The sequence below is a fragment of the Micromonospora sp. NPDC047707 genome (assembly GCF_040704235.1).
GTDB lineage: Bacteria > Actinomycetota > Actinomycetes > Mycobacteriales > Micromonosporaceae > Micromonospora.
On sequence record NZ_JBEYSU010000031.1, the window covers coordinates 25,819 to 49,722 of the forward strand.

Consider the following 23,904-nt stretch of genomic DNA (forward strand, 5'->3'; position numbering starts at 1 on the left):
GGTGAGTATGGGAATCCGAGTCGCGGTCGCCGGGGCGAGCGGCTACGCCGGGGGCGAGCTGCTGCGCCTGGTCGCCGGGCACCCGGAGTTCGACCTGGTCACCGCAACCGCGCACAGCCAGGCCGGGCACCGGTTGGACGCCGTACACCCGCAGCTCACCGGGCTGGACCTGGTGCTCACCGCGACCGACCCGGCGGCCCTGGCCGACGCGGACCTGATCTTCCTGGCCCTGCCGCACGGCGAGTCGGCGGCGCTCGCCGCCCAGCTCCCTCCCCACGTGCGGGTCGTCGACCTCGGCGCCGACCACCGGCTCGCCGACCCGTACGACTGGGCCAACTACTACGGCGGCACCCACGCCGGGCAGTGGACCTACGGCCTGCCCGAGCTCCCCGGCCAGCGGGAGCTGATCGCCGGCGCCACCCGGGTCGCGAACACCGGCTGCTACGCCGCCACGATCACCCTGGCGCTCGCCCCACTGATCGCCGCCGGCGCCGCCCAGCCCGCCGACGTGGTGGTGGTCGCCGCCTCCGGCACCTCGGGCGCCGGCCGCGCCGCCAAGCCCCACCTGCTCGCCAGCGAGGTGATGGGCGACCTGTCGCCCTACCGGGTCGGCGCGCACCAGCACGTCCCGGAGATCAAGCAGGCCACCGGCGCGACGAGCCTGTCGTTCACGCCGGTGCTCGCGCCGATGCCCCGCGGCATCCTCGCGACGGTGACCGCCGTGCCCGCCCGGGGTGTCGACCCGCAGGCGGTGCTCGCGGAGGCGTACGCGGACGCGCCGTTCGTGCACGTGCTGCCCGAGGGGCGGTGGCCGCACACCGCCGCCACCCTCGGCTCCAACTCCTGCCACCTCCAGGCCACCGTCGACGTCGACTCCCGCCGGATGATCGTGGTGAGCGCCCTGGACAACCTCGGCAAGGGCGCGGCCGGCCAGGCCCTGCAGAACGCCAACATCATGCTCGGCCTGCCGGAGACCACCGGCCTGTCCGTCTGGGGGACCGCGCCGTGAGTGTCACCACGCCCCGGGGGTTCCGGGCGGCCGGGGTGGCGGCCGGCCTGAAGGCCAGCGGCGCGGCCGACGTCGCCCTCGTCGTCAACGACGGCCCGGACGCCGGCGTGGCCGGCGTCTTCACCGCCAACCGGGTCAAGGCCGCGCCGGTGCTCTGGACCCAGCAGGTCGTCCACGGCGGCGTGGTCCGGGCGGTGGTGCTCAACTCCGGCGGCGCCAACGCCTGCACCGGCCCCGGCGGCTTCCAGGACACCCACGCCACCGCCGAGCACACCGCCGCCGCGCTCACCGGGGCCAGCCCCCGGCTGTTGCTCGCCGCCGGCGAGGTCGCGGTCTGCTCCACCGGCCTGATCGGCGAGCGGCTGCCCATGGGCAAGCTGCTCCCCGGCGTCCGCGACGCCGTCCGGGCGCTCGGCCGGGACGGCGGGCCGGCCGCCGCCCAGGCCATCATGACGACCGACACCCGGCCGAAGAACGCCGTCGCCCAGGGCAGCGGCTGGACCGTCGGCGGCATGGCCAAGGGCGCGGGGATGCTCGCGCCGGCGCTGGCCACGATGCTCTGCGTCCTCACCACCGACGCGGTGGCCGGCCCGGAGACCCTGGACGCGGCGCTGCGGGCGGCCTGCCGGGTGACGTTCGACCGGATCGACTCCGACGGCTGCATGTCCACGAACGACACCGTGCTGCTGCTGGCCAGCGGCGCGAGCGGCATCGCGCCCACCGAGGCGGAGCTGACCGCCGCGGTCACCGCCGCGTGCCACGACCTCGCGCAGCAGCTGATCGCCGACGCCGAGGGCGCCACCAAGCAGCTCGCGATCGAGGTGGTCGGCGCGGCCCGTGAGGACGACGCGGTCGAGGTCGCCCGCAGCGTGGCCCGCAACAACCTGGTCAAGACCGCGCTGTTCGGCAACGACCCGAACTGGGGACGGATCCTCGCCGCGGTGGGCACCACGGCCGCCGCGTTCGAGCCGGACGCGGTCGACGTGGCCGTCAACGGCGTGTGGGTGTGCCGGGGCGGGGCCGCCGCCGAGGACCGGTCGAAGGTGGACCTGACCGGGCGGGACGTGACCATCCGCATCGACCTGCACGCCGGTGACGCCGAGGCGACCGTCTGGACGAACGACCTGTCGCACGCGTACGTGCACGAGAACTCGGCGTACTCGACATGAGCCTCACCACCGACCTCACCCGCGCCCAGGCCAAGGCCGCGACGCTGATCGAGGCGCTGCCCTGGCTGGCCCGTTTCTCCGGCTCGACCGTCGTGGTCAAGTACGGCGGCAACGCCATGGTCGACCCGGAGCTGCAGCAGGCGTTCGCCGCCGACATGGTGTTCCTGCGCTACGCGGGCCTCAAGCCGGTCGTGGTGCACGGCGGCGGCCCGCAGATCTCGGCCATGCTGGGCCGGCTGGGCATCGACAGCGAGTTCCGGGGCGGGCTGCGGGTGACCACGCCGGAGGCGATGGACGTGGTCCGCATGGTGCTCGTCGGCCAGGTGGGACGGCAGCTCGTCGGGCTGGTCAACGCGTACGGCCCGTTCGCCGTCGGCCTCTCCGGCGAGGACGCCGGCCTGTTCACCGCCGTCCGGCGGCCCGCGTACGTCGACGGGCAGCCGGTCGACGTCGGCCAGGTCGGCGACGTGGAGTCGGTGGACGTCTCGGCGGTCACCGACCTGATCGCGGCCGGCCGGATCCCGGTGATCTCCACGGTGGCCCCGGACGCGGACGGGGTGCTGCACAACCTCAACGCCGACACGGCCGCCGCCGCGCTGGCGGTCGCCCTGGAGGCCCGCAAGCTCGTCGTCCTCACCGACGTGCCGGGCCTCTACGCCGACTGGCCGGACACGTCGAGCGTGATCAGCGAGATCAGCGACGACGAGCTGGCGAAGCTGCTGCCGTCGCTGGAGTCCGGCATGGTCCCGAAGATGGAGGCGTGCCTGCGGGCGGTGCGCGGGGGAGTGCCCGCCGCGCACGTGGTCGACGGCCGGGTCGCCCATTCCACGCTGCTGGAAGTGTTCACGTCGGAAGGCTTCGGAACGATGGTCGTGAGCGCGGAGCCCGCGGGTCCCGCGGTCGTGACCGAGGAAGGCGTGGTGCCGGCATGAGCACCCTTCTCGACCGCTGGCGGCAGTCCATGATGGACAGCTACGGCACGCCGCCGCTCGCGTTGGTCTCCGGCTCCGGCGCCGTCGTGGTCGACGATGCCGGCCGGGAGTACGTCGACCTGCTCGGCGGCATCGCCGTCAACGCGCTCGGACACGCCCACCCGGCGGTGGTGGCGGCCGTGTCCAAGCAGGTCGCCACCCTCGGGCACGTGTCCAACCTGTACGCCGCCGAACCCCCGGTGGCCCTCGCCGAGCTGCTGCTGGCGCTCGCCGGGCGGCCCGGCCGGGTGTTCTTCACCAACTCCGGCGCGGAGGCGAACGAGGCGGCCTTCAAGCTGTCCCGGCTCACCGGGCGCACCCACGTGGTCGCCACCCGGGGCGGCTTCCACGGCCGGACCATGGGCGCGCTGGCGCTCACCGGGCAGCCGGCCAAGGCCGACCCGTTCCGGCCCCTCCCGGGCGACGTCACCCACGTCGAGTACGGCGACGCCGCCGCGCTGGCGGCGGTCGTCACCGAGGCGACCGCGATGGTGATCCTGGAGCCGATCCAGGGCGAGAACGGCGTCGTCGTCCCGCCCCCCGGCTACCTGGCCGAGGCCCGGCGGATCACCGCCGCCCACGGCGCCCTGCTGGTGCTCGACGAGGTGCAGACCGGCGTCGGCCGGACCGGGCACTGGTTCGCCCACCAGGCCGACGGCGTCGAGCCGGACGTGGTCACCCTCGCCAAGGGCCTCGGCGGTGGGCTGCCCATCGGTGCCTGCCTGGCCTTCGGCCCGGCCGCCGAACTGCTCGGTCCCGGCTCGCACGGCACGACGTTCGGCGGCAACCCGGTCAGCTGCGCGGCCGCCCTCGCGGTCGTCGCCACCATCGCCAACGAGGGGCTGCTCGACCACGTCAAACGGATCGGGGAGCGGCTGCGCCGGGGGATCGAGGCGCTCGGCCACTCCCTGGTCATCGAGGTCCGAGGCGCTGGCCTGCTGCTCGGGATCGCGCTCACCGGGCCGGTCGCCGGCACCGTGGCCAGCGCGCTGCGGGACGCCGGTTTCCTGGTCAACGCCGTGCAACCGGACGTGGTCCGGCTCGCCCCGCCGTTGATCCTCGGCGCCGCCCAGGTCGACGCGTTCCTCGCCGCCCTGCCGGCCGCCCTCGACTCCGCCGCGCTCGCCGACGCCGCGCTCGCCACCGCACCGTCGGTCAGCGAGGCCCGCGAGGCCGCCGCACCCGCCGGCCCGGCCGGCTTCGCCGACAGCGCGCCGGCCGTCCTCGGCGGCACCGGCCCGACCTGCCCGGAGGAGACCACATGATCCGGCACTTCCTGCGGGACGACGACCTCTCGCCCACCGAGCAGTCGACCGTGCTCGGCCTCGCCGCGCGGATGAAGGCCGACCGGTTCGCGTACAAGCCGCTCGCCGGGCCGCGGTCGGTGGCGGTGCTGTTCGACAAGCAGAGCCTGCGCACCCGGATCTCCTTCGACGCCGGCATCGCCGAGCTGGGTGGGCACCCGCTCGTCGTGGACACGCAGGTCACCCACTTCGGTCGCGGGGAGACCCTCGCCGACGCCGGCCGGGTGCTGTCCCGCTACGTGGCGGCGATCGTGCTGCGCACCCACGGCGACGACCGCATCGCCGAGGTCGCCGCCCATGCCACCGTGCCGGTGGTCAACGCGCTCACCGACACCTACCACCCGTGCCAGTTGCTGGCCGACCTGCTCACCGTCCGGGAGCGCCTCGGCGGCACCGCCGGGCGGACCCTCGCCTACGTCGGGGACGCGGGCAACAACATGGCCCACTCGTACCTGCTGGCCGGAGCCATCGCCGGCATGCACGTACGGGTGGCCGGGCCGGCCGGCTTCCAGCCCGACCCGGACGTGCTGGCCCGCGCCGAGAAGATCGCCGCCGGCACCGGCGGGTCGGTCCGCGCCGGAACCGACCCGGTCGGGGCCGCCCGCGGCGCCGACGTGATCGCCACCGACACCTGGACCTCCATGGGCCAGGAGGAGGACGGCCTGGACCGGATCACGCCCTTCCTGCCGTACCAGGTCAACGCCGCGCTCCTCGCGCACGCCGCGCCGCACGCGATCGTGCTGCACTGCCTGCCCGCGCACCGCGGCGAGGAGATCACCGACGAGGTGCTCGACGGCCCGCGGAGCGCGGTCTTCGACCAGGCGGAGAATCGGCTGCACGCCCAGAAGGCGCTGCTGACGTTCCTCCTCGGGGCCGCACCCGCCCCGGACGTGGTGGCGCTGGACGCCACCACCAGGGAGACACCATGACCGCCCCGCTGACCCGGGCCGCCCGCCACGGCCGCATCGTCGAGCTGATCCGTGACAAGGCGATCCACTCGCAGACCGAGCTGGCCGAACTGCTCGCCGGCGAGGGCGTCCAGGTCACCCAGGCCACCCTCTCGCGGGACCTGAAGGAGCTGGGCGCGGTGACCGTCCGCGGCGGCGACGGGCGCGGCGTCTACCTGATCCCCGAGGACGGCCACCGCCCGCTCCGCGAGGCGGAGGCCGCACCGGCCCGCCTGGTGCGGCTGCTGCGCGAGCTGCTCAACGGGGTCGACTCCAGCGGCAACATCGCCGTGCTGCGCACCCCGCCGGGCGCAGCCCACTACCTGGCCAGCGCGTTGGACCGAGCGGGCCTGCCCGAGGTCGTCGGCACGATCGCCGGCGACGACACCATCCTCGTCGTGGCCCGCGAGGCCGACGGCGGAGCCGCGCTCGGCGACAAGCTCGCCGGCTGGGCCCGCCGCGAAGACAACGTTGAAGGGAGCACATCATGACCGAGCGGGTCGTCCTGGCGTACTCCGGAGGGCTGGACACCTCCGTCGCCATTCCCTACCTGGCCGAGCAGACCGGCGCCGAGGTGATCGCGGTGGCGGTCGACGTCGGGCAGGGCGGCGAGGATCTCGACGCGATCCGGCAGCGCGCCCTGGACTGCGGCGCGGTGGAGGCCGAGGTGGTCGACGCGCGCGACGAGTTCGCCGCCGACTACTGCCTGCCGGCGATCCGCGCCAACGCCCTCTACATGGACCGCTACCCGCTGGTCTCCGCGCTGAGCCGCCCGCTGATCGTCAAGCACCTCGTCGCCGCAGCCCGCAAGCACGGCGGCACCATCGTGTCGCACGGCTGCACCGGCAAGGGCAACGACCAGGTCCGCTTCGAGGTCGGTCTGGGCGCGCTCGCCCCCGACCTGAAGATCGTCGCGCCGGCCCGGGACTTCGCCTGGACCCGGGACAAGGCCATCGCCTTCGCCGAGGAGAAGGGCCTGCCGATCGACGTGACGGCGAAGTCGCCCTACTCGATCGACCAGAACCTGTGGGGCCGCGCCGTCGAGACGGGCTTCCTGGAGGACATCTGGAACGGCCCCGTCGAGGACCTGTACTCGTACACGTCCGACCCGGCGCAGGAGCGGGACGCCGACGAGGTCGTCATCACCTTCGACGGCGGCAACCCGGTCGCCATCGACGGCGAGACCGTCACCCCGTACCAGGCGGTCCTGGAGCTGAACCGGCGCGCCGGCGCCCAGGGCGTCGGCCGGCTCGACATGGTCGAGGACCGGCTCGTCGGCATCAAGAGCCGCGAGGTGTACGAGGCGCCGGGCGCGATCGCGCTGATCACCGCCCACCAGGAACTGGAGGCGGTCACCGTCGAGCGGGACCTGGCCCGGTTCAAGCGCGGCGTCGACCAGCGCTGGGGCGAGCTGGTCTACGACGGCCTGTGGTTCTCCCCGTTGAAGTACGCGCTGGACGCGTTCATCGACGACGCCCAGAAGCAGGTGTCCGGCGAGGTGCGGCTCACCCTGCACGGTGGACGGGCCACCGTCACCGGCCGGCGGTCGGAGGCCAGCCTCTACGACTTCGGCCTGGCCACCTACGACACCGGCGACACCTTCGACCAGTCGCTCGCCAAGGGTTTCGTGCAGCTGTGGGGTCTGCCCAGCAAGATGGCCGCCGCCCGGGACGCCCGGTTGGGTGGCTCCTGATCGTGGGCACCACAATGGGCGGGGTGGACGACAAGAGCCTGACCGAGAACACCGCCGCCACCAACCGGACGAGCCTGTGGGGTGGCCGGTTCGCCGGCGGCCCCGCCGAGGCCCTCGCGCGGCTGTCGGTGAGCGTGCAGTTCGACTGGCGCCTCGCCCCGTACGACATCGCGGGTTCCCGGGCGCACGCCCGGGTCCTGGCCGGTGCCGGCCTGCTCGACCCGGAGGAGCTGGGGAGGATCCTGGCGGCGCTGGACGACCTGGAGGCGGCCTGCGCCTCCGGCCAGTTCCGCCCCACCATCGACGACGAGGACGTGCACACCGCGCTGGAACGCGGCCTGCTGGAGCGGCTCGGCAGCCTCGGCGGCAAGCTGCGCGCCGGCCGGTCCCGCAACGACCAGGTCGCCACCGACCTGCGGCTGTACCTGCGGGACCACGCCCGAGGTGTGGCCGCCCGCCTGGTCGAACTCGCCGAGGCGCTGGTCGAGCAGGCCGAGCGGCACGTGGACACCGCCGCGCCCGGCATGACGCACCTCCAGCACGCCCAGCCGGTCACGTTCGGGCACTGGCTGCTCGCCCACGTACAGCCGCTGCTGCGCGACCTGGAACGCCTGCGCGACTGGGATCACCGCACGGCGATCAGCCCGCTCGGCGCCGGCGCGCTGGCCGGTTCCGGCCTGCCGCTGGACCCGGTGGCGGTCGCCAAGGAGCTGGGCTTCCGCACGTCCTTCGCCAACTCCATGGACGCGGTCGCCGACCGGGACTTCGTCGCCGAGTTCCTCTTCGTCACCGCGCTGATCGGCGTGCACCTGTCCCGCCTCGGCGAGGAGGTGGTGCTGTGGACGTCGCAGGAGTTCGGCTGGGTGGAGCTGGACGACGCCTTCGCCACCGGCTCGTCGATCATGCCGCAGAAGAAGAACGCAGACGTCGCCGAGCTGGCCCGCGGCAAGTCCGGCCGGCTGGTCGGCGGGCTGATGAGCGTGCTCACCATGCTCAAGGGCCTGCCGATGACGTACGACCGGGACATGCAGGAGGACAAGGAGCCGGCCTTCGACGCGGTCGACACCCTGGAGCTGCTGCTGCCGGCGCTCGCGGGCATGATCTCGACGATGACGGTACGCGTCGACCGGCTGGTCGCCGCCGCGCCGGTGGGCTTCTCCCTCGCCACCGAGGTGGCCGACTGGCTGGTCCGCCGGGGCGTGTCGTTCCGGGACGCGCACGAGATCACCGGCAAGCTGGTCGCGCTGTGCGTGGCGCGCGACTGCGCCCTCGACGAGGTCTCCGACGACGACCTCGCGGCGGTCAGCGAGCACCTCGACCCGTCGGTGCGGGACGTCCTCTCGGTGCGTTCCGCCCTGGCGGCCCGGACCACGCCCGGGTCCACCGGCCCCGGTCCGGTCGCCGACCAGCTCGCCGCCGCCGCGGACAAGCTGGCCGGCTGGAAGGAGTGGGCCGCCGAGCGGGTCGTCCCTCGCTGAGCGACCGCCGCACCCCTCGTCGCGCGCGCGATCTCGCGCAACTTCGGGGAAGCTGTTGCCTCCCGGCCTGGTGAAACAGCAGTTTCCCCGAAGTTGCCGCCCGACCCGTCCCGAGCTCACCCCGTCGGGCGTTCCCGCTTCGGCAGCTTCGCCACCACCGCGTCGTACGACGCGTCGACGGCGACGGTCAGCTCCTCGTCCTCGATCTCGCCGTCCAGGCGCAGCGTGTTCCAGCCGGACCGGCCGATGTAGGGCGACGGCTTCGCGTCCGCCGGGTACCGGTGGATCCACTCGTCGGCGACGTCCCGGTTGGGGCCGCACTTCACCCCGATCCTCGGCTCCGCCTCGGGCGAGCCGAGGAAGGCGAAGATCCGGCTACCGACCTTGACCACCTCGTCGCCCTCCCAGGGCTGGTCCAGCCACGCGCCCGGCTTGCCCAGGCAGTACGCCCGCATCTCCTCGCGCTCCATCACACCCTCCCTGCCGACCGACCCGGCAGCGCCCAGTCTCCTATGCTCGCCGCCGTGGATCTGCATCAGCTCACCGACGAGGTCGAGGCCATTTCCCGCCTCTACGCCACGCGGCACGGCATCGACCGGTCCGGCACCTGGTTCCTGTGAAGCTGCAGGAGGAGGTGGGGGAGCTGACCCAGGTGTTCCTCATGCGCGCCGGGCAGGCGCGGGACAAGGGGCACACGCCGGAGCAGCTCGACGAGGCGTACCGGGCCGAACTCGCCGACGTGCTGTGCCAGGTCCTGCTGCTGGCCCGGCACGGTGGCGTCGACCTCGTCGCCGAGGTGGAACGCAAATGGCTGCCGTGGCACCCGGACCGGCAGGCAGCCGACCCAGGCCCGGGTGAGCAGGGCCGGCCTCAGTCGGGGGCGGTGCGGGCGGCGAGGCGTTCGTAGCGCTGCTTGGCGGCCTGCGCGCTGCCCAGTCCCAGGCCGAAGGCGACTGCCTGCCAGGTGAGCCCCCGGGCGCGGGCGAGGGCGAGCAGCCCGGCTTCCATCGCGTCGATCTCGGCGCGCAGGTGCGGCACCAGGGTGAGCGCGGCGGTGAGGTCCGCGTCGTCGAGTGGCTCCTCGTCGGGCTCACGTTGTGCGCCCCCGGCGGCGAGCGCGGTGACCAGAGCGACGGCCTCGTACGCGTCGGGCAGGTACGGGTTCGTGTGCCGGCGGCGGCGGGCATCGGTGCCGGCGTGCCGCTCGGCGATGCGGTGCAGGGCCGCGTACGTGCGCTCGGCGCGGGCGCGGGAGGCGTCAGGCGTGACGAAGGCGTCGGTCATGCCTCCGACCCAACCACATCAACGTCCTGTTCTCAACGAACTATTGAAGCGTTGAGGTGCTGCCAAGATCGGATGATGGTCCGTCGGGTGTCGACCCGTGGACGGGCCGGCTGAGCGTCAATCGATCACGGCGACAGTCTCGCGGCGGCGGAGCGAGGTCACCCACCGCCAGACCCGGTTGACCAGGGCCGCGTACGCGATGCCCAGCGCGATCGACGCGGCGAGGGCGACCAGCGGCAGGTCCCGCAGGTGCGGGTAGACCTGCCAGTGGGTCAGGTAGATGTAGAGCGAGCCGGCAGCGAGGACCCCGGCCACCTTGTTGACCACGGCCAGGCTCGGCACGGTCGGCTTCCAGGTCAGCAGCGCGAAGCCGGCCACGATCAGCGCCTCCCGCCACGGCTGCCCGAAGAAGCCCGGCACCGTGACGGCGACCGCGGCGGTCACCAGCAGCCGCTGTCGCACCCCGTCGGCCCGGGCGGCCGCCCACCCCAGCGTGAACAGCCAGCCGGCCACCAGCGCCGACGGCAGGTCGTGGCGGGCGTCGAGGCCGAACACGTCGTACCGGCCGAGGAGCGCGAGCGCGGTCAGCCCCAGCGGGAAGGCGAAGGGATGCCGTCGCTCCCAGCGGTCCACCCGGCGCAGCCCGAGCAGCGCGGCCAGGCCCACCAGCAGGTAGACCACCGCCTCGACGAACCAGAAGTGCCAGCCGTCCGGCACGTCGGGCCGGAGGACGCTGTTGACCAGCAGCAGGGTGCTCAGCTCGTACTGGTCGTTGACCAGCATGACCGCGCCGATCCAGGCGGTCGTCGGCAGCACGACGCGTAGCAGGCTCGCGCCGATCTGCCGCAGCCGGTCGCGCCGGCCGGCGCCGGTGAGCTGGAACCGGGCGAAGTTGAAGCCGGCGACCGCGAGCAGCAGGTGCGCCCCGCCGGTGATCGTGAACAGCGGGATGTGCGAGCCGACGATCAGCACGATCGCCGCCGCCCGCAGCGCCACGCTGGTCTCCAGCGAGCGCCGCCGGCGCGACTCGGGGGAGCGCCGCCCCCGATCCCCCTCCCGGCCGCGCAGCTCCGCGATCGGCAGGGTGTGCCAGTTCGCCGGCAGGTGCCCCAGCTCCTGCTCCAGCCGCACCGACATCTCGACGTACGACAGGGAGTCGCCGCCGAGGTCGACGAAGCTCAGGTCCGGGGTGACGTCGGTGCGGTCGAGCACCTGCGCGTACAGCTGGCAGAGGTCACCGGCGGCGGTCGGTTCGGGCGCCGGGGCCTCGACCCCGGCGGCGGCCAGCCCGCGCAGCGCCGCCAGGTCCGGCTTGCCCGAGGCGAGCCGGGGCAGCTCGGCGAGCACGAGGATCCGCACCGCCCGGGGCGGCAGCCCCACCTCGTCGGCGACCAGGCGGCGGAGCCGGCGAGGGTCGCCCGCGCCGGCCACTGCCACGATCAGCTCGTCGTCCCCGCCCACGCAGGTCGCGGTGATCCCGTGCGCGGCCAGCAGCGCCTCGATCTGCTGCGGGTCGATCCGCAGCCCCAGGATCTTGGCGAACCGGCTGCGCCGGCCGACGATCTCCCACAGGCCCTCCGGCGTCCGCCGGGCCAGGTCGCCGGTGTGCAGCTCGTCGACGGTGCGGCCGAGCGCCAGGTCGGCGGGGGAGTGCGCGTAGCCGAGCATGACGTTCGGGCCGGCGTACACCAGCTCGCCGGCGTCCGGGTCGGGGTGGTCGGCGACCGGGGCGAGCCGGAAGGCGCCGCCGGGCACCGGCACGCCGATCGCCGCCGGGTGGTCGAGGGCCAGGTCCGGCGGGAGGTACGCCATCCGGGCGGTCGCCTCGGTCTGCCCGTACATCACGAAGAGGTCCCAGCCGGCGCGGCGGCCCAGCTCGGCGTACCGGCGCACCCGGTCCGGGGCGAGCCGGCCGCCGGCCTGGGTGACGTAGCGCAGGTGCGGCAGGTCCATCGCGGCGAAGCCGACCCGGTCCAGCAGGTCGAAGGTGTACGGCACCCCGGCGAACGTGGTTGCCCGGGTGTCCCGGAACAGCTCCCAGAAGCAGGTGTCGGCGACCGACAGGTCGGTCAGCACCAGTGCGGCGCCCCGGACCAGGTGGCTGTTGACCACCGACAGGCCGTAGCAGTAGTGCAGGGGCAGGGTGGTGGCCGCCCGGTCGGTGTCCCGGATGCCCAGGTAGCCGGCGATCGACTCCGCGTTGGCCTGGAGGTTCGCCTGCGACAGCCGGACCAGCTTCGGTGAGCCGGTCGAGCCGGAGGTGCTGAGCAGCAACGCCAGGTCCGGGTGCAGGTCGTGCGCCGACGCCGCCCGGCGGTGCTCGACCCGCCAGCCGCCGTCGGCCGGGCCGACCACCACGTCCGGGTCGTACGCGTCGACCAGGCCGCTGAGCGCCGCGTCGTGCCCGCCGGGCACCAGCAGCACGGGGTGGCCGGCGTGCAGGGCGGCCAGGTACGCGACCAGCGAGTCGACCGTGTTCGCGCCGACCACCAGCACCAGCCGTCGGCCGGCGCCCAGCCGCCGGGCCGTGACGGCGACCCGCTCGGCGAGGTCGGTGTAGGAGATCTGCCCGTCCCGGGTGACGACGGCGGGACGGCCGCCGTGGGCGGCCAGGTCGCGAACGAACGGCACCGCCCCGACGGCCGGGACCAGGGAGGACAGGGGTGTCACGGGCACCAACTCTAAGGTAAGGCTGGCCTTGCTTCCTAGTGCCGGGCGACCGCCGTCACGGCCGGATAGGGTCGCAGCCGTGGTGACCCGTCCCGACCGACGCCCCGCTGCCCTCGCGGAGCTTGCCGACCTGCTCGCCGGGCCGGTGGTGCCGGCCGCCCGCGGCCTGCTCGGCGCCCGACTGTCCGCCGGCGGGGTCACCGTCCGCGTCACCGAGGTGGAGGCGTACGCCGGCACGGCCGGTGATCCCGCCTCGCACGCCCACCGGGGCCGCACCCCGCGCAACACGGTGATGTTCGGGCCGGCCGGGCACGCCTACGTCTACTTCACCTACGGCATGCACTGGTGCGTGAACGTGGTGACCGGCCCGGACGGGGAGGCCTCGGCGGTGCTGCTGCGGGCCGGCGAGGTGGTCGACGGCCTCGACGCCGCCCGCGCCCGGCGCCCCGCCGTACGCCGGGATGTGGATCTCGCGCGCGGGCCGGCCCGGCTCTGCGCGGCGCTGGGGATCGACCGGTCGGTCTACGGCGCGTACCTGCTCGGCGACGGCCCGGTCCGGCTGCTGCCGCCGGCCGAACCGGTGCCGGAGGAGGCCGTCACGGCCGGGCCGCGGGTCGGGGTGACCGGCGCGCACGACGTGCCCTGGCGGTTCTGGATCACCGGCGACCCGACCGTCAGCACCTACCGCCGGCACGTTCCCCGCCGACGCGGCCAGCCGATCGCGGCTGATCACGGAGCCTCGCGGAGCCAGCCCCAGCGCCTCGATCCGAGTTCTGACGGTGGTGGCGTCACGAAGACGCCTGCCTCCTGACGCCGTTCACGTGCGCCCACCGATGCAGGGCATAGCGTCTGCCCTTGTCCTCCACCATCTCGGGTGACTCCTCAAGAAGTCGGAATCCGGTCGCTCTGGCGACCGCGACGCTACCGACGTTGTCGGCCTCGATCTGGAGGAAGACCGCGGGTAGGCCGGCGACTTCGTACGCGTACCGGGTCAGCAGCCGGACAGCTCTGGTCGCTAGCCCTTGCCGTCGATACGCCGGTGCCACCGTGTAAGCGATCATGGCGGTGATTCGGTTGAGGATGACCTCGCCTCCGATCGGTCCGCCACCAACCGTTACCGCCAGGTGGAGCCTCGTACCGTCGGCCGTCGCCTGGCGGGCTCTTGCCAGGTAGTCCTCAGCGGCGTGGCGGCCGAACGGAGTCACCACCGGAGTCCGGTAGGCAACTTCGGGATCATCGAAGAGCGGCACCATTTCAGCGAGATCAGCGTCCACCCATTCGCGGAGCAGGAGACCATCGCCGCGGAGTTGCACGCTGCGGTTCGCCATGTCGGACGCTGGGCGCGGCCGCACCGGAGGGCTGCCCTCGCTCATCTTCTACGACTCGTTGTCTCGTTCGGCGACGAAGACGCCCAGGCCTTGGTGGCCGTACAGCTCACCCGTCTCGATGAGGATCGTGATGGCCTGGCGGACTGTCGTCTGGCTGCCGACCTCGTACATCTCGGCGAGCGCCTTGGTCGAGGGCAGCTTGTGGCCGGGTGGCCACTCGCCCGAAGCGATGCGCCCTCTGATGTCGGCGAGAATCCGCCGGTAGTGCGGCTCGAACTTCCGTGGTGCGGGCATGCGAAGTACTCCCAGCTAGGCCCACACCCGTGTCTGGTGTGACGCCCGGATCGACGGTGCCGGCCGCTGCCGGCGGCGCGACGGCCACGACGGACCGTGCCGGTCCCGTTAGGCCGGACCACGATTGTGGCGCCCTGCCTGGTCTGCGTCGTATCGGCCCGTCCGGCTTGCGGAGGACGGCGGCCGGGCGGGTGAGGGATCGGAAGACTGGCCGGCAATTTCCGCTGATCCCGGCCGGACACCTGTGCGATAGCGTGTGGCCCCATGGGGTCGGTGGACCTGGTCTTGGCCGTCGTGGCCGCTGCGGCCAACCTGGCCGTCGCCGCCGTGCTGCTCGCCAGGACCGGTGGCGGCACAGCGGTGCCTCGGATCTTTGGCCGCCCGCAGCCCTTCCCGCGCCTGCGGGCCGCGATGCACGGCTGTCTGGGGCTGGGGATGGGCGTCGGCTGGCTGGTCAAGGACGTCTTTCCGCCCCACTCCGTGGGCGACGTGGTGCTGTTCAACGTGATAAGGATCCTGCTGGTGGCTGGCCTCGTCACCGCCCTGCTGGCTGCCTTCCTGCACACGCGATCCAGCCGTGACGAGGCTGCCCGCTAGTGCGGTGGCCGCCTCGCGGCGCCGAGACCAAGCACGTGCCCGGACCAGCCACTACCGCCGTCGAGGGCAGACTGATTATCAGCCGCGTCTACATGGCCAACCCGGGCTGTCGTCGTACAAGCCGCCGTTCTGTTGTCACCGTTCGTGCAGGTTGGCTGATGACACGGCGCCGCGGTAGCAGTCGATGACTGCCTCCCGGAGCCCAGGAGTGACTGCGAGCGTCACGACGGACGCGATGTCGTGGTCGCGGCCATCCTGGTCGACGACGGCGGCTCCCGCCTCCCGCGCGATGACCACTCCGGCCGCCATGTCCCAGACATGGTTGGACAGCGTCAGCGCTGCGTCCAGTTTCCCCTCGGCGAGCCACGCCAGGTCGAGCGCTGCGCTGCCGGTCATCCGCACTCGCTGCGCCTCGGCTGCGAGTCTTGTGGTCAAGGCGAGACGGACGTTGTTGCGGGATTCCGCGCCCGGGCCCACCGCGTAGTCCCCGATGGCGACCATGGCCTCGCGCAGCCTGGTCGTCGCACTGGTCGTGATTCTTTGCCCGTTGGCATAAGCGCCGCCGTCCCTGGTCGCGGTGTACCTCGTCGCCAGCAAGGGAACGTCGATGGCCCCGAGCACCGCCTCATCGCCCCGCACGAGGGCGAGCGACACGGCGCACATCGGCAGACCACGTATGAAGTTCGCCGTACCATCGATCGGATCGAGCACCCAACGCATTTCCGCTGAGCCCGTCTGCCCTTCCTCCTCGCCGAGGAATCCGATCTCCGGCGTCTCTTCCCGAAGGAACGCGCGTACGTCACGCTCGATCGCGTAGTCGAGGTCCGAGACGGGGTCACGGTCACCCTTGACGATCAGGGCGCCAGGCGACCGGTGACGCATCGCGGCCGTCGCGCGCGCCATCGCTTCCAGCGCGATCGGCAGCAGGTCGCGATACTCGCTCACAGTAGCTGTCCGCGTCGCCACTGCGACTCGAAGACCTGCTCGAACACGGTGTACAGGCCGGTGCCCGGCTGGTCCTGGCGGATGACGAAGGCGGGGGAGTCGACTCCCCGTGTCTCGGGGAGGTAGGGCTGCGCCACGCACACATCGTCCACGAGCAGGATGTTGAACCGGAGTGTCTCGTCGTACGTCGACAGGGTCATGCGGTCCCGCAGGTCGGCCGGAAGCCGGTCACGGACGCGCAGCAGCGTCTCGATGTTGAGCCTGGTCAGCGCCGACAGTTGGCCGGCGGGAAAGCCTTCCTCCGCCTCGCGAGCCCGAATTGCCATACCGCCGGGTTCGAGGAACAGGCAGCGGATCCGACCACCCCTTGCCAGAAGGTCCAGCCAATGACGGTCGGCATAGTCCTGGCAGAGCAGATTGAGGGACAGGCCCGACGCGCGGATGTCGTCGGCACCGTCGAACAACTGATGCGTAGGCAGGTGCGCAGAAAGCTGAGAACGGTCGAGGAAGACGGCGGTCAGACCGCCCAACTCGCCAATCCGATCTGGCGATGTGCCCACGTGTTCAGCACCCGTTGCCGGCCGCGTCCCGGCGGTGCCGAGCGCCGCTGAGAACCGGTCACGTACGTCCGCCGCTGCCGCGCCCAGTGCGGTATCGAGCGCGGCCTGCATCTCCGGCCGTGGCACTACGGCATCCTGGCCGGATTCCCACTTCGACACCGTCCGCTCCGCGACGCCGAGACGGGCCGAGAACTCCCGGATGCTCAGGCGTAGAGCTTGGCGTAGCAGCCGGGTCTCACGGCCAGTCCACCGGTGCACGGTCGTCGTCATGCCGCCTCCGGTCACGTCTAGATCGGTTTGCGGGCAGCCTAGCGCGACGAAGTGCAGAACAGTTACCGACAAAGTGCAGTCTGTAGTCATGTCGGGGCATCGGCCGGCTGATCAGGGTGGACGCATGGCCCGGGGCGGGTGCTGGGCTCCGGCGCGGTCGACCCGGTCGACGGCGCCGCCCCCGCCCGCCTCGGAGCCGTATCCCGAGCCAGGAAGTGACATGAACTCGATCACCGAGTAGGAGGCGCCGCAGCGATGATCTACGTGACCGGAGAACGCCTGCATCCGTACCAGGTGCGGGCTGCCGTCTTCGACAGCCGCTGGCGCGGGCTCGATCCCGCGCAGGTGCACGACTACCTCGACCGGGTGGCCGACGAACTCGACCGGCTGCACCGCGAACTGGCCACTGCGATCATTGAGTCCGAACGGATTCGTCAGGCACTACGGCAGTGGCAGTCCCGCCACCACGCCTGCCGCGCGGACCGCAGGCAGCTCCAGTGACCGCGCCTCGTTGGGTCATCCACCTGCCGACCACGTTGACCAGCCCCGAAGGCGCGATCATCCTCGCCACGGCACTGCGCGACTCGCTAGATCACGTCAGCGCGATCGACTTCGGCGAGACCACGCTCAGCGAGGAGGACCGGCAGTTCCTGCGTACCCGCGTCTGGTGTGACGCCCGGATCGACGGTGCCGGTCGCTGCCGGCGGCGCGACGGCCACGACGGACCGTGCCGGCCCCGCCAGGCCGGACCACGGTAGTGACGGAGTCAACCCGGGGTCGCCGTCCGGGCCGGTCCAGTCCGCGATGCTGATCGGCTCGGCATGCTGCGGCCGGCGTCGATCGTGCCGCCGTGTCCGGTCTGCGTGGTACTGCCCGCCCGAGGGCCGGTTCAAAGAACGGCGGCCGGGCGGGCGAGCCGTCGGAGGATCGCTCACCGGGCTTCCGTGCGCCCCGTTTGCCCACTGCGGCAACGGGAACGCGACCCGTGCGCCAGGCGGTGCGCCGCCGCCCAATCGCCCTTCCAACAGTCGGCGACGGGCCCTCGGAAGGAGAGACCCGGTGGACAGTACGGAGTTCCTCAACGCGGTGGCGGAGCGCTCCGGACTGCCGCTCCCCGGGGCGGCGACGGTCACCCGCGCCACCCTGAAGACGTTGACGGCGCGGGTCAGCGGCGACGTGGCCCACGACCTGGCCGCGCAGCTCCCCGAGGAGTTCCAGGGGCACCTGCGCAAGGAGGTGGACTTCCCCGAACCGCTCGATCTGGTCCAGTTCCTCGAGGAGGTCAAGGACCGCTCGGGACTGGACGACGAGCGGGCCGAGACGGGTGCCCGGGCCGTGCTGACCACCGTCTGCGAGGCGGTCGGCGCCGACGAGCGCGACGACCTGGTCGCGGAACTGCCGAAGGACTTCCGGCGGCTGCTCCGGCCGGCGGCTCGCGTCCAAGGGTGATCCGCCGGCCCGGCGACGCCGGGAGGGCACCCTCAGCCGAGTCGGGCGGCGGCCCGTTCGGCGAGGTCGCGCACGCGGGCCGGGTCCGACGGGTACGCCCGGACCGTGGTCACGACGTCCCCGACGCGGACGACGGCGATGTGGTCGATCTGTGGCTCCGTGCTGTCCGCCGGAGTCTGTTCCTGCTTGAGGAGCAGCGACTCGTCGCCGGCGATGCCCGTGTCGACGACGGTGACCCGGATGGCCGGCCCGTCCGGGGCGGCCTCCCCGCACCGGTCGACGGCGGCGCGGACGTCGTCCAGGTTCTCGTCTCCCCAGCCGGTCTCGTACCGCTCCACGATCTGGAAGGCGCTGGTGGCGGCGTCGCCGTCGCCCGACCGGTAGGCGACCGTCTCGACGGAGTCCTGGTGCGGCAGTGAGGGGAACTGGTTCGACCGGTACGCCGCGCAGATGCCGTCCCAGAATCCCCAGAACCACATGTCCGGGTTCTGGATCTGCTCCGCCTCGAACGGGCGCCAGGTGCCCGGACCGAGGTCGTCGGGCTGAAGTGGCCCGGCAGCGTCCCCGGTGGGCCCCGGCCGGGACGGCGACGGCGTCGGGGTGGGCGGCGTCGGGGCCGGCACGGTGGCGGTCGGGGTCGGGTCGCCCGGGGGCGCGACGCCGTCGGGCCGGGACGGCCACGCGGTCGCGCCGAGGCCGGCGGCCGCGGTGGTGACGGCCAGGACACCGGCCCCCGCCGCGAGCGCCGTGCGCCGGGTGCGCTGCCGGCCGCGCCGGCGCACCTGCTCGGCGGCGGCGAAGTCGGCCGGGGGCCGGGCGCCGCGCATCCCGGCGAAGAGCGTATCGAGCTGATCAGACACGGCTCTCCTCCTCAAGGTCGATGCCGAGCAGCCCGGCGAGCGCGCGGCGACCGCGCGCGAGCCGGGCCTTCACGGTGCCCTCGGGTGCCCCCGTCTCCCGGGCGACGGCCGAGACCGGCAGGTCGCAGAGGTGGTGCAGCACGATGGCGGTGCGTTGCTCGACCGGGAGCCGGGCGAGCGCGGTGACGAGCGCGACACTGTCCGGGTTGGGTCCCGGCAGGTCGTCGGGGGGCCGGCCCGCCGGTGGGCGAAGACGGCGTTGCGGGCCCGCCGCCACCGGCTCACCGCGATCCGCCGGGCCACGGTGCGCATCCATGCCTCGGGGGCGTCGTACTCCCGCACCGTCGACCAGCGTTGCCAGGCCCGGGCGTACGCCTCGTGCAGCACGTCCTGGGCCTCGGCGGCGTTTCCGGTCAGGGCGTAGAGGAACTCGAAGAGCCGCTGCCGGGTCGCGCGGTAGAACGCGTCGAACGAGCTCTGCGGGTCCTCCGCCGTGGTGGCGGCGGTGTCAACCTCCGGCATCGGATCCCCTCCCCTCTCGGCCCGTCGACCCGGCCCCGCGGGCGGCCGGCGTGACACCCCCACTGACGCCCGGCCGGTAGCGGCGGTTGCATCGGTGCGAACAAGAGTCCCGGCGGGGTTCCCCGAATCGAAATTGACATCTAACATATCAGTTGTGGATCTCAAGCCGGTGGGCCGGACGCTCCTGCGCGACCAGGCGTACGTCGCCATCAAGACGGCGATCGTCGCCGGGACGCTCGCGCCCGGCCAGGTCGTCCGCGACCTCGACCTCGCCGAACGGCTGGGTTTCTCCCGGGCGCCGGTCCGCGACGCGCTCGCGCGGCTCGCCGACGAAGGGCTGGTCGAGTCCAAGCCGCAGAGCCACACCCGGGTGACGCCGCTCATCCTGCGCGACGTCCGCGACGCCCTGGTGGTCGTGCGGACCATGCACGAGCTGGCGGCCCGGTCGGCCGTTCCCCGGCTGAGCGGCGATGACCTCGCCACCATGCGCGCGGCCAACGCCGAGTTCGCCGGCGCCGTGCGGAGGGGCGACGTGGAGCGCGCGCTGCGCGCCGACGACACCCTGCACGACGTGCTGGTGGCCGCCTGCGGCAACCGGGCGGTCGCCGCGACGATCGACCGTTACACCCCGCTCATCCGACGGCTCGAACGGCAACGGTTCGCGACCCTGCCCGGGGAGGGATCGGTACGCCGGCACGAGGAGCTGATCCGGGCGTGCGCGTCCGGCGACCCCGAAGCCGCCGCCGACATCACCGCCACCATCTGGTCCAGCCTCGACGAGATCCTTCAGGCCGATCTCGCGGACGAAGCCGTCCAGGCACCCCACGAGCCTCCCCAGGAGATGCCATGACCCCCGCACTCGACACCTTCGCCCGGTACCCCCTGCTCTTCGGCGCCTCCCCGGTGCACCCGCTGGAGCGGCTCACCGCGCACCTCGGCGGCGCGTCGGTGTGGGCGAAGCGGGAGGACTGCAACTCCGGCATCGCGTTCGGCGGCAACAAGACCCGCAAGCTGGAGTACCTGGTCGCCGACGCGCTCGCGCAGGGCTGCGACACGCTGGTGTCGATCGGCGGCGTGCAGTCCAACCACACCCGGCAGGTCGCGGCGGTGGCGGCCCGGGTCGGCCTGCGCTGCGTCCTCGTGCAGGAGAGCTGGGTGGACTGGCCGGACGCCGGCTACGACAAGGTCGGCAACATTCTGCTGTCCCGGCTGGCCGGCGCGGACGTCCGCCTGGTCCGGGCGGGCTTCGGCATCGGCGTCAAGGAGAGCTGGCAGCGGGCGCTCCGCGAGATCGAGGAGGCCGGCGGCAAGCCGTACGCGATCCCGGCCGGCGGCTCCGACCACCGGCTCGGCGGCCTCGGCTTCGCCCGGTGGGCGTACGAGGTGGCCGAGCAGGAACGCGAGCTGGGCGTCTTCTTCGACACGATCGTCGTCTGCTCGGTGACCGGGAGCACCCAGGCCGGCATGGTCGCCGGCTTCGCCGCCCTGCAGGCCGCGGGCGGCCGGCCCCGCCGGGTCGTCGGCGTGGACGGCTCCGCCAAGCCGAAGGAGACCTGGGACCAGGTGGCCCGGATCGCCCGCGACACGGCCGCCCTCATCGGGCTCGACCGCCCCCTCGCGGACGACGAGATCGTCCTCGACGAGCGCTACCACGGCGGCACGTACGGCATCCCGGACGAGCGCACCCTGGACGCCATGCGCACGGCCGCGCGGACGGAGGGGATGATCACCGACCCGGTGTACGAGGGGAAGTCGATGGCCGGCCTCGTCGACCTGGTCAGTACCGGCGAGATCGGTCGCGACTCGACCGTGCTCTACGCCCACCTCGGCGGCCAGCCCGCGCTGAACGGCTACAGCGCGCTGTTCTCCTGAGACCGTCGCCAGGCCGGGTGCTTCGCTCACCCCAGCGAGGTGGCGATCTCGATCGCCGCCAGCTTGGTGAGGTCGCCCTCGAGGCGGTAGCTCACCCCGTCGGTCTCCCAGATGAGGGTCGAGGCGGCGAGCCGGGCGGTCTCCACGCGCGGCGTGCCGTTGCGATCCACGTACACCAGTTCGTGCGGCCCGCCGACCCAGACGGCGCTGCCGTCACCGACCTGGACCCAGTCCACCCCTGGTCCGCCGGCCTGCTTCTGGAAGACCGGGTCGAGACGACCGTCGAACGCGTCGATCCGCAGCGTGCCGCCGCGATAGAGCAGGGTCGCGACCCGGTACCTCCCCGTGTCGTCGCGATCAGCCACCAGCACCTGCTCGGGCGGGCCCAGCTTCGCCGGCAGGCGGATCGGGAAGCGGACCTTGTCCTGCGCCTCGGTCAGGGCGGCGGGCCGCTGCGACGGCAACGGCACGGACGTCGTGGTGGGAAGCGCCCGTCCGGGAGACGTGGCGACGGCGACCCCGGCGAACCTCAGCAGCTCCGCCACGGCGTCGGCGACGGCGGCCCGCCCCGGGGGCAGCGCCATGGCGAGCAGGGCGGCGAGCGCGGCGGCCAGACAGTAGCGCCACCGGCGCCGGCGGGCCGCTGGCGCGGCGAGCCGCGCGCGTACCCGGGCGGCCACCTCGGGCGGGTCAGGTGTCTCCAGCCAGCCGGAAAGGTCGCGCAGCTCCTTCTCGAGGTCATCCATTGCGGACCTCGGCGAGGTCGAGCAGGCTGCGGAGTTTCTTCAGGGCCCGCGACATCCGCGACTTCACCGTGCCCCGGGGCCAGCCCAGCACAGTACCGGTCTCCTCCTCGTTGAGATCGAGGAAGAACCGGCAGGCGATGACCTCGCGGTCCTTCACCGGCAGCCGGCGTAACGCCTGGACCAGCGTGGCGCGGCGTTCCGCAGCCAGGACGGTGTCGACGGCGACGTCCCCGGTGACCTCCGGTGCCGGGTTGCTCGTCGCGGCGCGGAGGGCGAGCCCGTCCCGGCGGATGCGCGACCGGTGCAGGTTGCGGGTCTCGTTGGCGACGATGGCCAGCAGCCAGGAGCGGAAGGAGGACTCGCCCCGGTAGCGGGAGAGGCTGCGGAACGCCTTCACGAACGCCTCCTGGATGGTGTCCTCGGCATCCGCGCCCGCGCCGAGGAGCACCGCGGTCCGGTACGCGGACGCGGTGTGCCGGGCGACCAGGAGTTCGTACGCCTCCAGGTCACCTGCCCGGGCGCGGGTGACGAGATCCTCGTCGTCCAGTGGAAACCTCCGGTGGGGACGACCTCATGACACCGCCCGGCGCGATCGGGTTCCACCTGGCCGACCGGAACCTCGGCGCCGCCGCCGGTGTCACCCGGGCATGATGGCAAAGACGACGATCTCGCGGCGTACCGTCCTGACCCTGCTCGTGGCCACCGGCACCGCCACGGTTGTCGGCTGCGAGCGAACCCGCCGGCAGACCCCGGCGGCGAACGTCCCGATTCCGGATGCGCTGGTCGTCGACATCGCGGACGGGCTCGGGCTGCTGCGCGGTGACGAGCGGCAGAGCTTTCCGGGCTCGCTTCCCGCCGCCGACGGGTCGGTCATCCACGCGACCGCACCCGACGGCGGTGACACCGCCTTCTGGCGGGTCGACACCGCCACGGGCCGGACCTCCGCGCGGATCACGCTGCCCGGACGCTGGCTGCCGCAGGCGGTCTCGGCCAGCGGTACGACGGTCGCGCTGACGTCGGACGCCGTGAACGTGACCGACGGGCGCCCGGAGGGGCGGATCGCCACCCCACTGATGATTGTCGACGGGAACGGGCTCCCTCGGCGACTGGAACTCCCCGGCAACTACGTCCCGGAGACCTTCACCGAGGATCTCACCGGGCTGTTCGTCCTGGAGTGGCTTCCGCCGACGTCGCCGGACCGCTACCGGGTCCGCGTCGTCGACCTCGCCACCACGCAGCCCGGTCCGCTCTTCACGCGAGACAAGGGGCCGGTCCCGGTCGGCGCGGAGGAGGAGATGCGGGGTGAGGGACGCCAGGCGGTGATGGCGCCGGACCGGTCGACCCTCTACACGCTCTACACCCACCAGCCCGGCCACCGGCACACCCGGGACCTGGTCAGCGGTCGGCCGGGCAACGTGCACGCGTTCGTCCACACGTTGCATCTCACCGGGCGGTGGGCGTTCTGCGTCGATCTGCCGAACCCGTTCGGTGCGGCGCCCGGGAGCGGTCACGCCATCGCGATCACCCCGGACGGAGGCCGGCTCGTCGTCGTCGACGCCACGTCCGGTGCGGCGGCGGAGATCTCGACCCAGGACCTGACCGTACGGCGAACGGTCCGGCTGCCCAGCGGCATCGGGACGGCTTACGCCGCCGCCGACCGTGCTCGCCTCTTCGTCGGCGTGGGTACGACGGTGCGGACCATGGGCCTGGCCGACCTCGGGCCGACCGGTGGATGGCAGGTTCGCGAGCCGGTCACCGGTCTCGTGCCGAGCCCGGACGGCCGGCGGCTGTACGTGGGCCAGACCGATTCCGTCAGCTGGCACGATCCGGCCACCGGTGCCGAGTTGGGCCGCGTGCCGGTGCCCGGCCTGGTGACGCTGCGCGGCCTGGTCGCCGGCGCCTGACACCGGCGGGGGCGCCCCCGCAGCCCGCCAGC

The 23,904-nt window shown here is 73.2% G+C and carries 27 protein-coding genes and 1 pseudogene; 17 read left to right on the plus strand and 11 right to left on the minus strand.

What is annotated here, in order from left to right:
* Window positions 1-7: 7 nt before the first annotated feature.
* Genes argC through argH form a run of 8 tightly spaced genes read left to right on the plus strand, consistent with a single transcriptional unit; the run spans window position 8 to window position 8,571 of the window.
* Window positions 8-1,009 (plus strand): N-acetyl-gamma-glutamyl-phosphate reductase, encoded by a 1,002-nt coding sequence (gene argC, locus AB0873_RS25480; protein WP_366602674.1) that lies wholly within the window; start codon window positions 8-10, stop codon window positions 1,007-1,009.
* Entirely contained in the window at window positions 1,006-2,178 is a 1,173-nt protein-coding gene (gene argJ, locus AB0873_RS25485) for a bifunctional glutamate N-acetyltransferase/amino-acid acetyltransferase ArgJ (RefSeq protein WP_366602676.1), read from the plus strand. The genes argC and argJ overlap by 4 nt, the downstream gene beginning before the upstream one ends.
* Window positions 2,175-3,110, plus strand: coding sequence for an acetylglutamate kinase (gene argB, locus AB0873_RS25490; RefSeq protein WP_366602678.1), 936 nt, complete (start codon window positions 2,175-2,177; stop codon window positions 3,108-3,110). Before argJ ends, argB begins: the two co-directional genes overlap by 4 nt.
* Window positions 3,107-4,414 carry an acetylornithine transaminase gene (locus tag AB0873_RS25495; RefSeq protein WP_155332702.1) on the plus strand — a complete coding sequence of 436 codons (1,308 nt, stop codon included), beginning with the start codon at window positions 3,107-3,109 and terminating at the stop codon, window positions 4,412-4,414. Before argB ends, AB0873_RS25495 begins: the two co-directional genes overlap by 4 nt.
* Window positions 4,411-5,382 (plus strand): ornithine carbamoyltransferase, encoded by a 972-nt coding sequence (argF, locus tag AB0873_RS25500; protein ID WP_366602680.1) that lies wholly within the window; start codon window positions 4,411-4,413, stop codon window positions 5,380-5,382. The genes AB0873_RS25495 and argF overlap by 4 nt, the downstream gene beginning before the upstream one ends.
* Window positions 5,379-5,891 carry an arginine repressor gene (locus AB0873_RS25505; RefSeq protein ID WP_366602682.1) on the plus strand — a complete coding sequence of 171 codons (513 nt, stop codon included), beginning with the start codon at window positions 5,379-5,381 and terminating at the stop codon, window positions 5,889-5,891. The genes argF and AB0873_RS25505 overlap by 4 nt, the downstream gene beginning before the upstream one ends.
* Entirely contained in the window at window positions 5,888-7,093 is a 1,206-nt protein-coding gene (locus tag AB0873_RS25510; RefSeq protein ID WP_366602684.1) for an argininosuccinate synthase, read from the plus strand. Before AB0873_RS25505 ends, AB0873_RS25510 begins: the two co-directional genes overlap by 4 nt.
* A gap of 14 nt (window positions 7,094-7,107) precedes the next feature.
* Entirely contained in the window at window positions 7,108-8,571 is a 1,464-nt protein-coding gene (gene argH / locus AB0873_RS25515; protein WP_366602754.1) for an argininosuccinate lyase, read from the plus strand.
* Between the two features lie 116 nt (window positions 8,572-8,687).
* On the opposite strand, the gene AB0873_RS25520 is transcribed toward argH, so the two are convergent.
* Complete coding sequence (locus tag AB0873_RS25520) at window positions 8,688-9,041, minus strand: MmcQ/YjbR family DNA-binding protein (protein WP_366602686.1); 354 nt, start codon at window positions 9,039-9,041, stop codon at window positions 8,688-8,690.
* Window positions 9,042-9,187: 146 nt separating this feature from the next.
* On the opposite strand from AB0873_RS25520, the gene AB0873_RS25525 reads away from it, so the two are divergent.
* Window positions 9,188-9,478 carry a hypothetical protein gene (locus AB0873_RS25525; protein ID WP_366602688.1) on the plus strand — a complete coding sequence of 97 codons (291 nt, stop codon included), beginning with the start codon at window positions 9,188-9,190 and terminating at the stop codon, window positions 9,476-9,478.
* Here AB0873_RS25525 and AB0873_RS25530 read toward each other — a convergent pair.
* Window positions 9,442-9,855, minus strand: a complete 414-nt coding sequence (locus AB0873_RS25530) for a DNA-binding protein (RefSeq protein WP_366602690.1) — start codon at window positions 9,853-9,855, stop codon at window positions 9,442-9,444. The genes AB0873_RS25525 and AB0873_RS25530 overlap by 37 nt on opposite strands.
* Before the next feature lie 117 nt (window positions 9,856-9,972).
* On the minus strand, window positions 9,973-12,531 hold the full coding sequence (locus AB0873_RS25535) for a non-ribosomal peptide synthetase (protein ID WP_366602691.1): 2,559 nt from the start codon (window positions 12,529-12,531) through the stop codon (window positions 9,973-9,975).
* 76 nt (window positions 12,532-12,607) lie between these two features.
* Between AB0873_RS25535 and AB0873_RS25540 the strand changes: the two genes are divergently transcribed.
* Window positions 12,608-13,336 (plus strand): DNA-3-methyladenine glycosylase, encoded by a 729-nt coding sequence (locus AB0873_RS25540; protein ID WP_366602756.1) that lies wholly within the window; start codon window positions 12,608-12,610, stop codon window positions 13,334-13,336.
* Here AB0873_RS25540 and AB0873_RS25545 read toward each other — a convergent pair.
* Both AB0873_RS25545 and AB0873_RS25550 read right to left on the minus strand, forming a co-directional pair.
* Window positions 13,314-13,853 (minus strand): GNAT family N-acetyltransferase, encoded by a 540-nt coding sequence (locus AB0873_RS25545; protein ID WP_366602693.1) that lies wholly within the window; start codon window positions 13,851-13,853, stop codon window positions 13,314-13,316. The genes AB0873_RS25540 and AB0873_RS25545 overlap by 23 nt on opposite strands.
* Window positions 13,854-13,901: 48 nt before the next feature.
* Window positions 13,902-14,147: a GntR family transcriptional regulator gene (locus AB0873_RS25550; RefSeq protein WP_366602694.1), complete on the minus strand. Its 246-nt coding sequence runs from the start codon at window positions 14,145-14,147 to the stop codon at window positions 13,902-13,904.
* Window positions 14,148-14,411: 264 nt separating this feature from the next.
* On the opposite strand from AB0873_RS25550, the gene AB0873_RS25555 reads away from it, so the two are divergent.
* Window positions 14,412-14,744 (plus strand): hypothetical protein, encoded by a 333-nt coding sequence (locus AB0873_RS25555; protein WP_366602695.1) that lies wholly within the window; start codon window positions 14,412-14,414, stop codon window positions 14,742-14,744.
* A gap of 135 nt (window positions 14,745-14,879) precedes the next feature.
* Here AB0873_RS25555 and AB0873_RS25560 read toward each other — a convergent pair whose 3' ends face one another.
* Together AB0873_RS25560 and AB0873_RS25565 are read right to left on the minus strand one after the other, a co-directional pair.
* A complete protein-coding gene (locus AB0873_RS25560; protein ID WP_366602697.1) occupies window positions 14,880-15,689 on the minus strand; it encodes an inositol monophosphatase family protein in 810 nt (269 codons plus the stop codon).
* Window positions 15,686-16,519 carry a DUF5919 domain-containing protein gene (locus AB0873_RS25565; RefSeq protein WP_366602699.1) on the minus strand — a complete coding sequence of 278 codons (834 nt, stop codon included), beginning with the start codon at window positions 16,517-16,519 and terminating at the stop codon, window positions 15,686-15,688. The genes AB0873_RS25560 and AB0873_RS25565 overlap by 4 nt, the downstream gene beginning before the upstream one ends.
* Window positions 16,520-16,774: 255 nt before the next feature.
* On the opposite strand from AB0873_RS25565, the gene AB0873_RS25570 reads away from it, so the two are divergent.
* The 3 genes from AB0873_RS25570 to AB0873_RS25580 all read left to right on the plus strand — a co-directional run bounded on the left by AB0873_RS25570 (window position 16,775) and on the right by AB0873_RS25580 (window position 17,968).
* A complete protein-coding gene (locus tag AB0873_RS25570; RefSeq protein ID WP_366602701.1) occupies window positions 16,775-17,020 on the plus strand; it encodes a DivIVA domain-containing protein in 246 nt (81 codons plus the stop codon).
* Window positions 17,017-17,277, plus strand: a complete 261-nt coding sequence (locus AB0873_RS25575; RefSeq protein WP_366602703.1) for a hypothetical protein — start codon at window positions 17,017-17,019, stop codon at window positions 17,275-17,277. Before AB0873_RS25570 ends, AB0873_RS25575 begins: the two co-directional genes overlap by 4 nt.
* A 301-nt stretch (window positions 17,278-17,578) precedes the next feature.
* Window positions 17,579-17,968, plus strand: coding sequence for a DUF2267 domain-containing protein (locus AB0873_RS25580; protein WP_366602704.1), 390 nt, complete (start codon window positions 17,579-17,581; stop codon window positions 17,966-17,968).
* A 32-nt stretch (window positions 17,969-18,000) separates the two neighbouring features.
* On the opposite strand, the gene AB0873_RS25585 is transcribed toward AB0873_RS25580, so the two are convergent.
* Window positions 18,001-18,828: a hypothetical protein gene (locus AB0873_RS25585; protein WP_366602706.1), complete on the minus strand. Its 828-nt coding sequence runs from the start codon at window positions 18,826-18,828 to the stop codon at window positions 18,001-18,003.
* Window positions 18,821-19,350: pseudogene (locus tag AB0873_RS25590) on the minus strand (SigE family RNA polymerase sigma factor). The gene AB0873_RS25585 and the pseudogene AB0873_RS25590 overlap by 8 nt, the downstream one beginning before the upstream one ends.
* Before the next feature lie 154 nt (window positions 19,351-19,504).
* Here AB0873_RS25590 and AB0873_RS25595 point away from each other — a divergent pair.
* Together AB0873_RS25595 and AB0873_RS25600 are read left to right on the plus strand one after the other, a co-directional pair.
* Entirely contained in the window at window positions 19,505-20,200 is a 696-nt protein-coding gene (locus AB0873_RS25595) for a GntR family transcriptional regulator (RefSeq protein WP_366602707.1), read from the plus strand.
* A complete protein-coding gene (locus AB0873_RS25600; protein WP_366602709.1) occupies window positions 20,197-21,222 on the plus strand; it encodes a 1-aminocyclopropane-1-carboxylate deaminase in 1,026 nt (341 codons plus the stop codon). Before AB0873_RS25595 ends, AB0873_RS25600 begins: the two co-directional genes overlap by 4 nt.
* A 26-nt stretch (window positions 21,223-21,248) precedes the next feature.
* Here AB0873_RS25600 and AB0873_RS25605 read toward each other — a convergent pair whose 3' ends face one another.
* Window positions 21,249-21,968 (minus strand): hypothetical protein, encoded by a 720-nt coding sequence (locus AB0873_RS25605; protein ID WP_366602711.1) that lies wholly within the window; start codon window positions 21,966-21,968, stop codon window positions 21,249-21,251.
* Window positions 21,961-22,416 (minus strand): RNA polymerase sigma factor, encoded by a 456-nt coding sequence (locus tag AB0873_RS25610; protein WP_366602713.1) that lies wholly within the window; start codon window positions 22,414-22,416, stop codon window positions 21,961-21,963. Before AB0873_RS25610 ends, AB0873_RS25605 begins: the two co-directional genes overlap by 8 nt.
* Window positions 22,417-22,618: 202 nt before the next feature.
* Here AB0873_RS25610 and AB0873_RS25615 point away from each other — a divergent pair, with 202 nt between their 5' ends.
* Window positions 22,619-23,872, plus strand: a complete 1,254-nt coding sequence (locus AB0873_RS25615; RefSeq protein WP_366602714.1) for a hypothetical protein — start codon at window positions 22,619-22,621, stop codon at window positions 23,870-23,872.
* The last annotated feature ends 32 nt before the right edge of the window (window positions 23,873-23,904 follow it).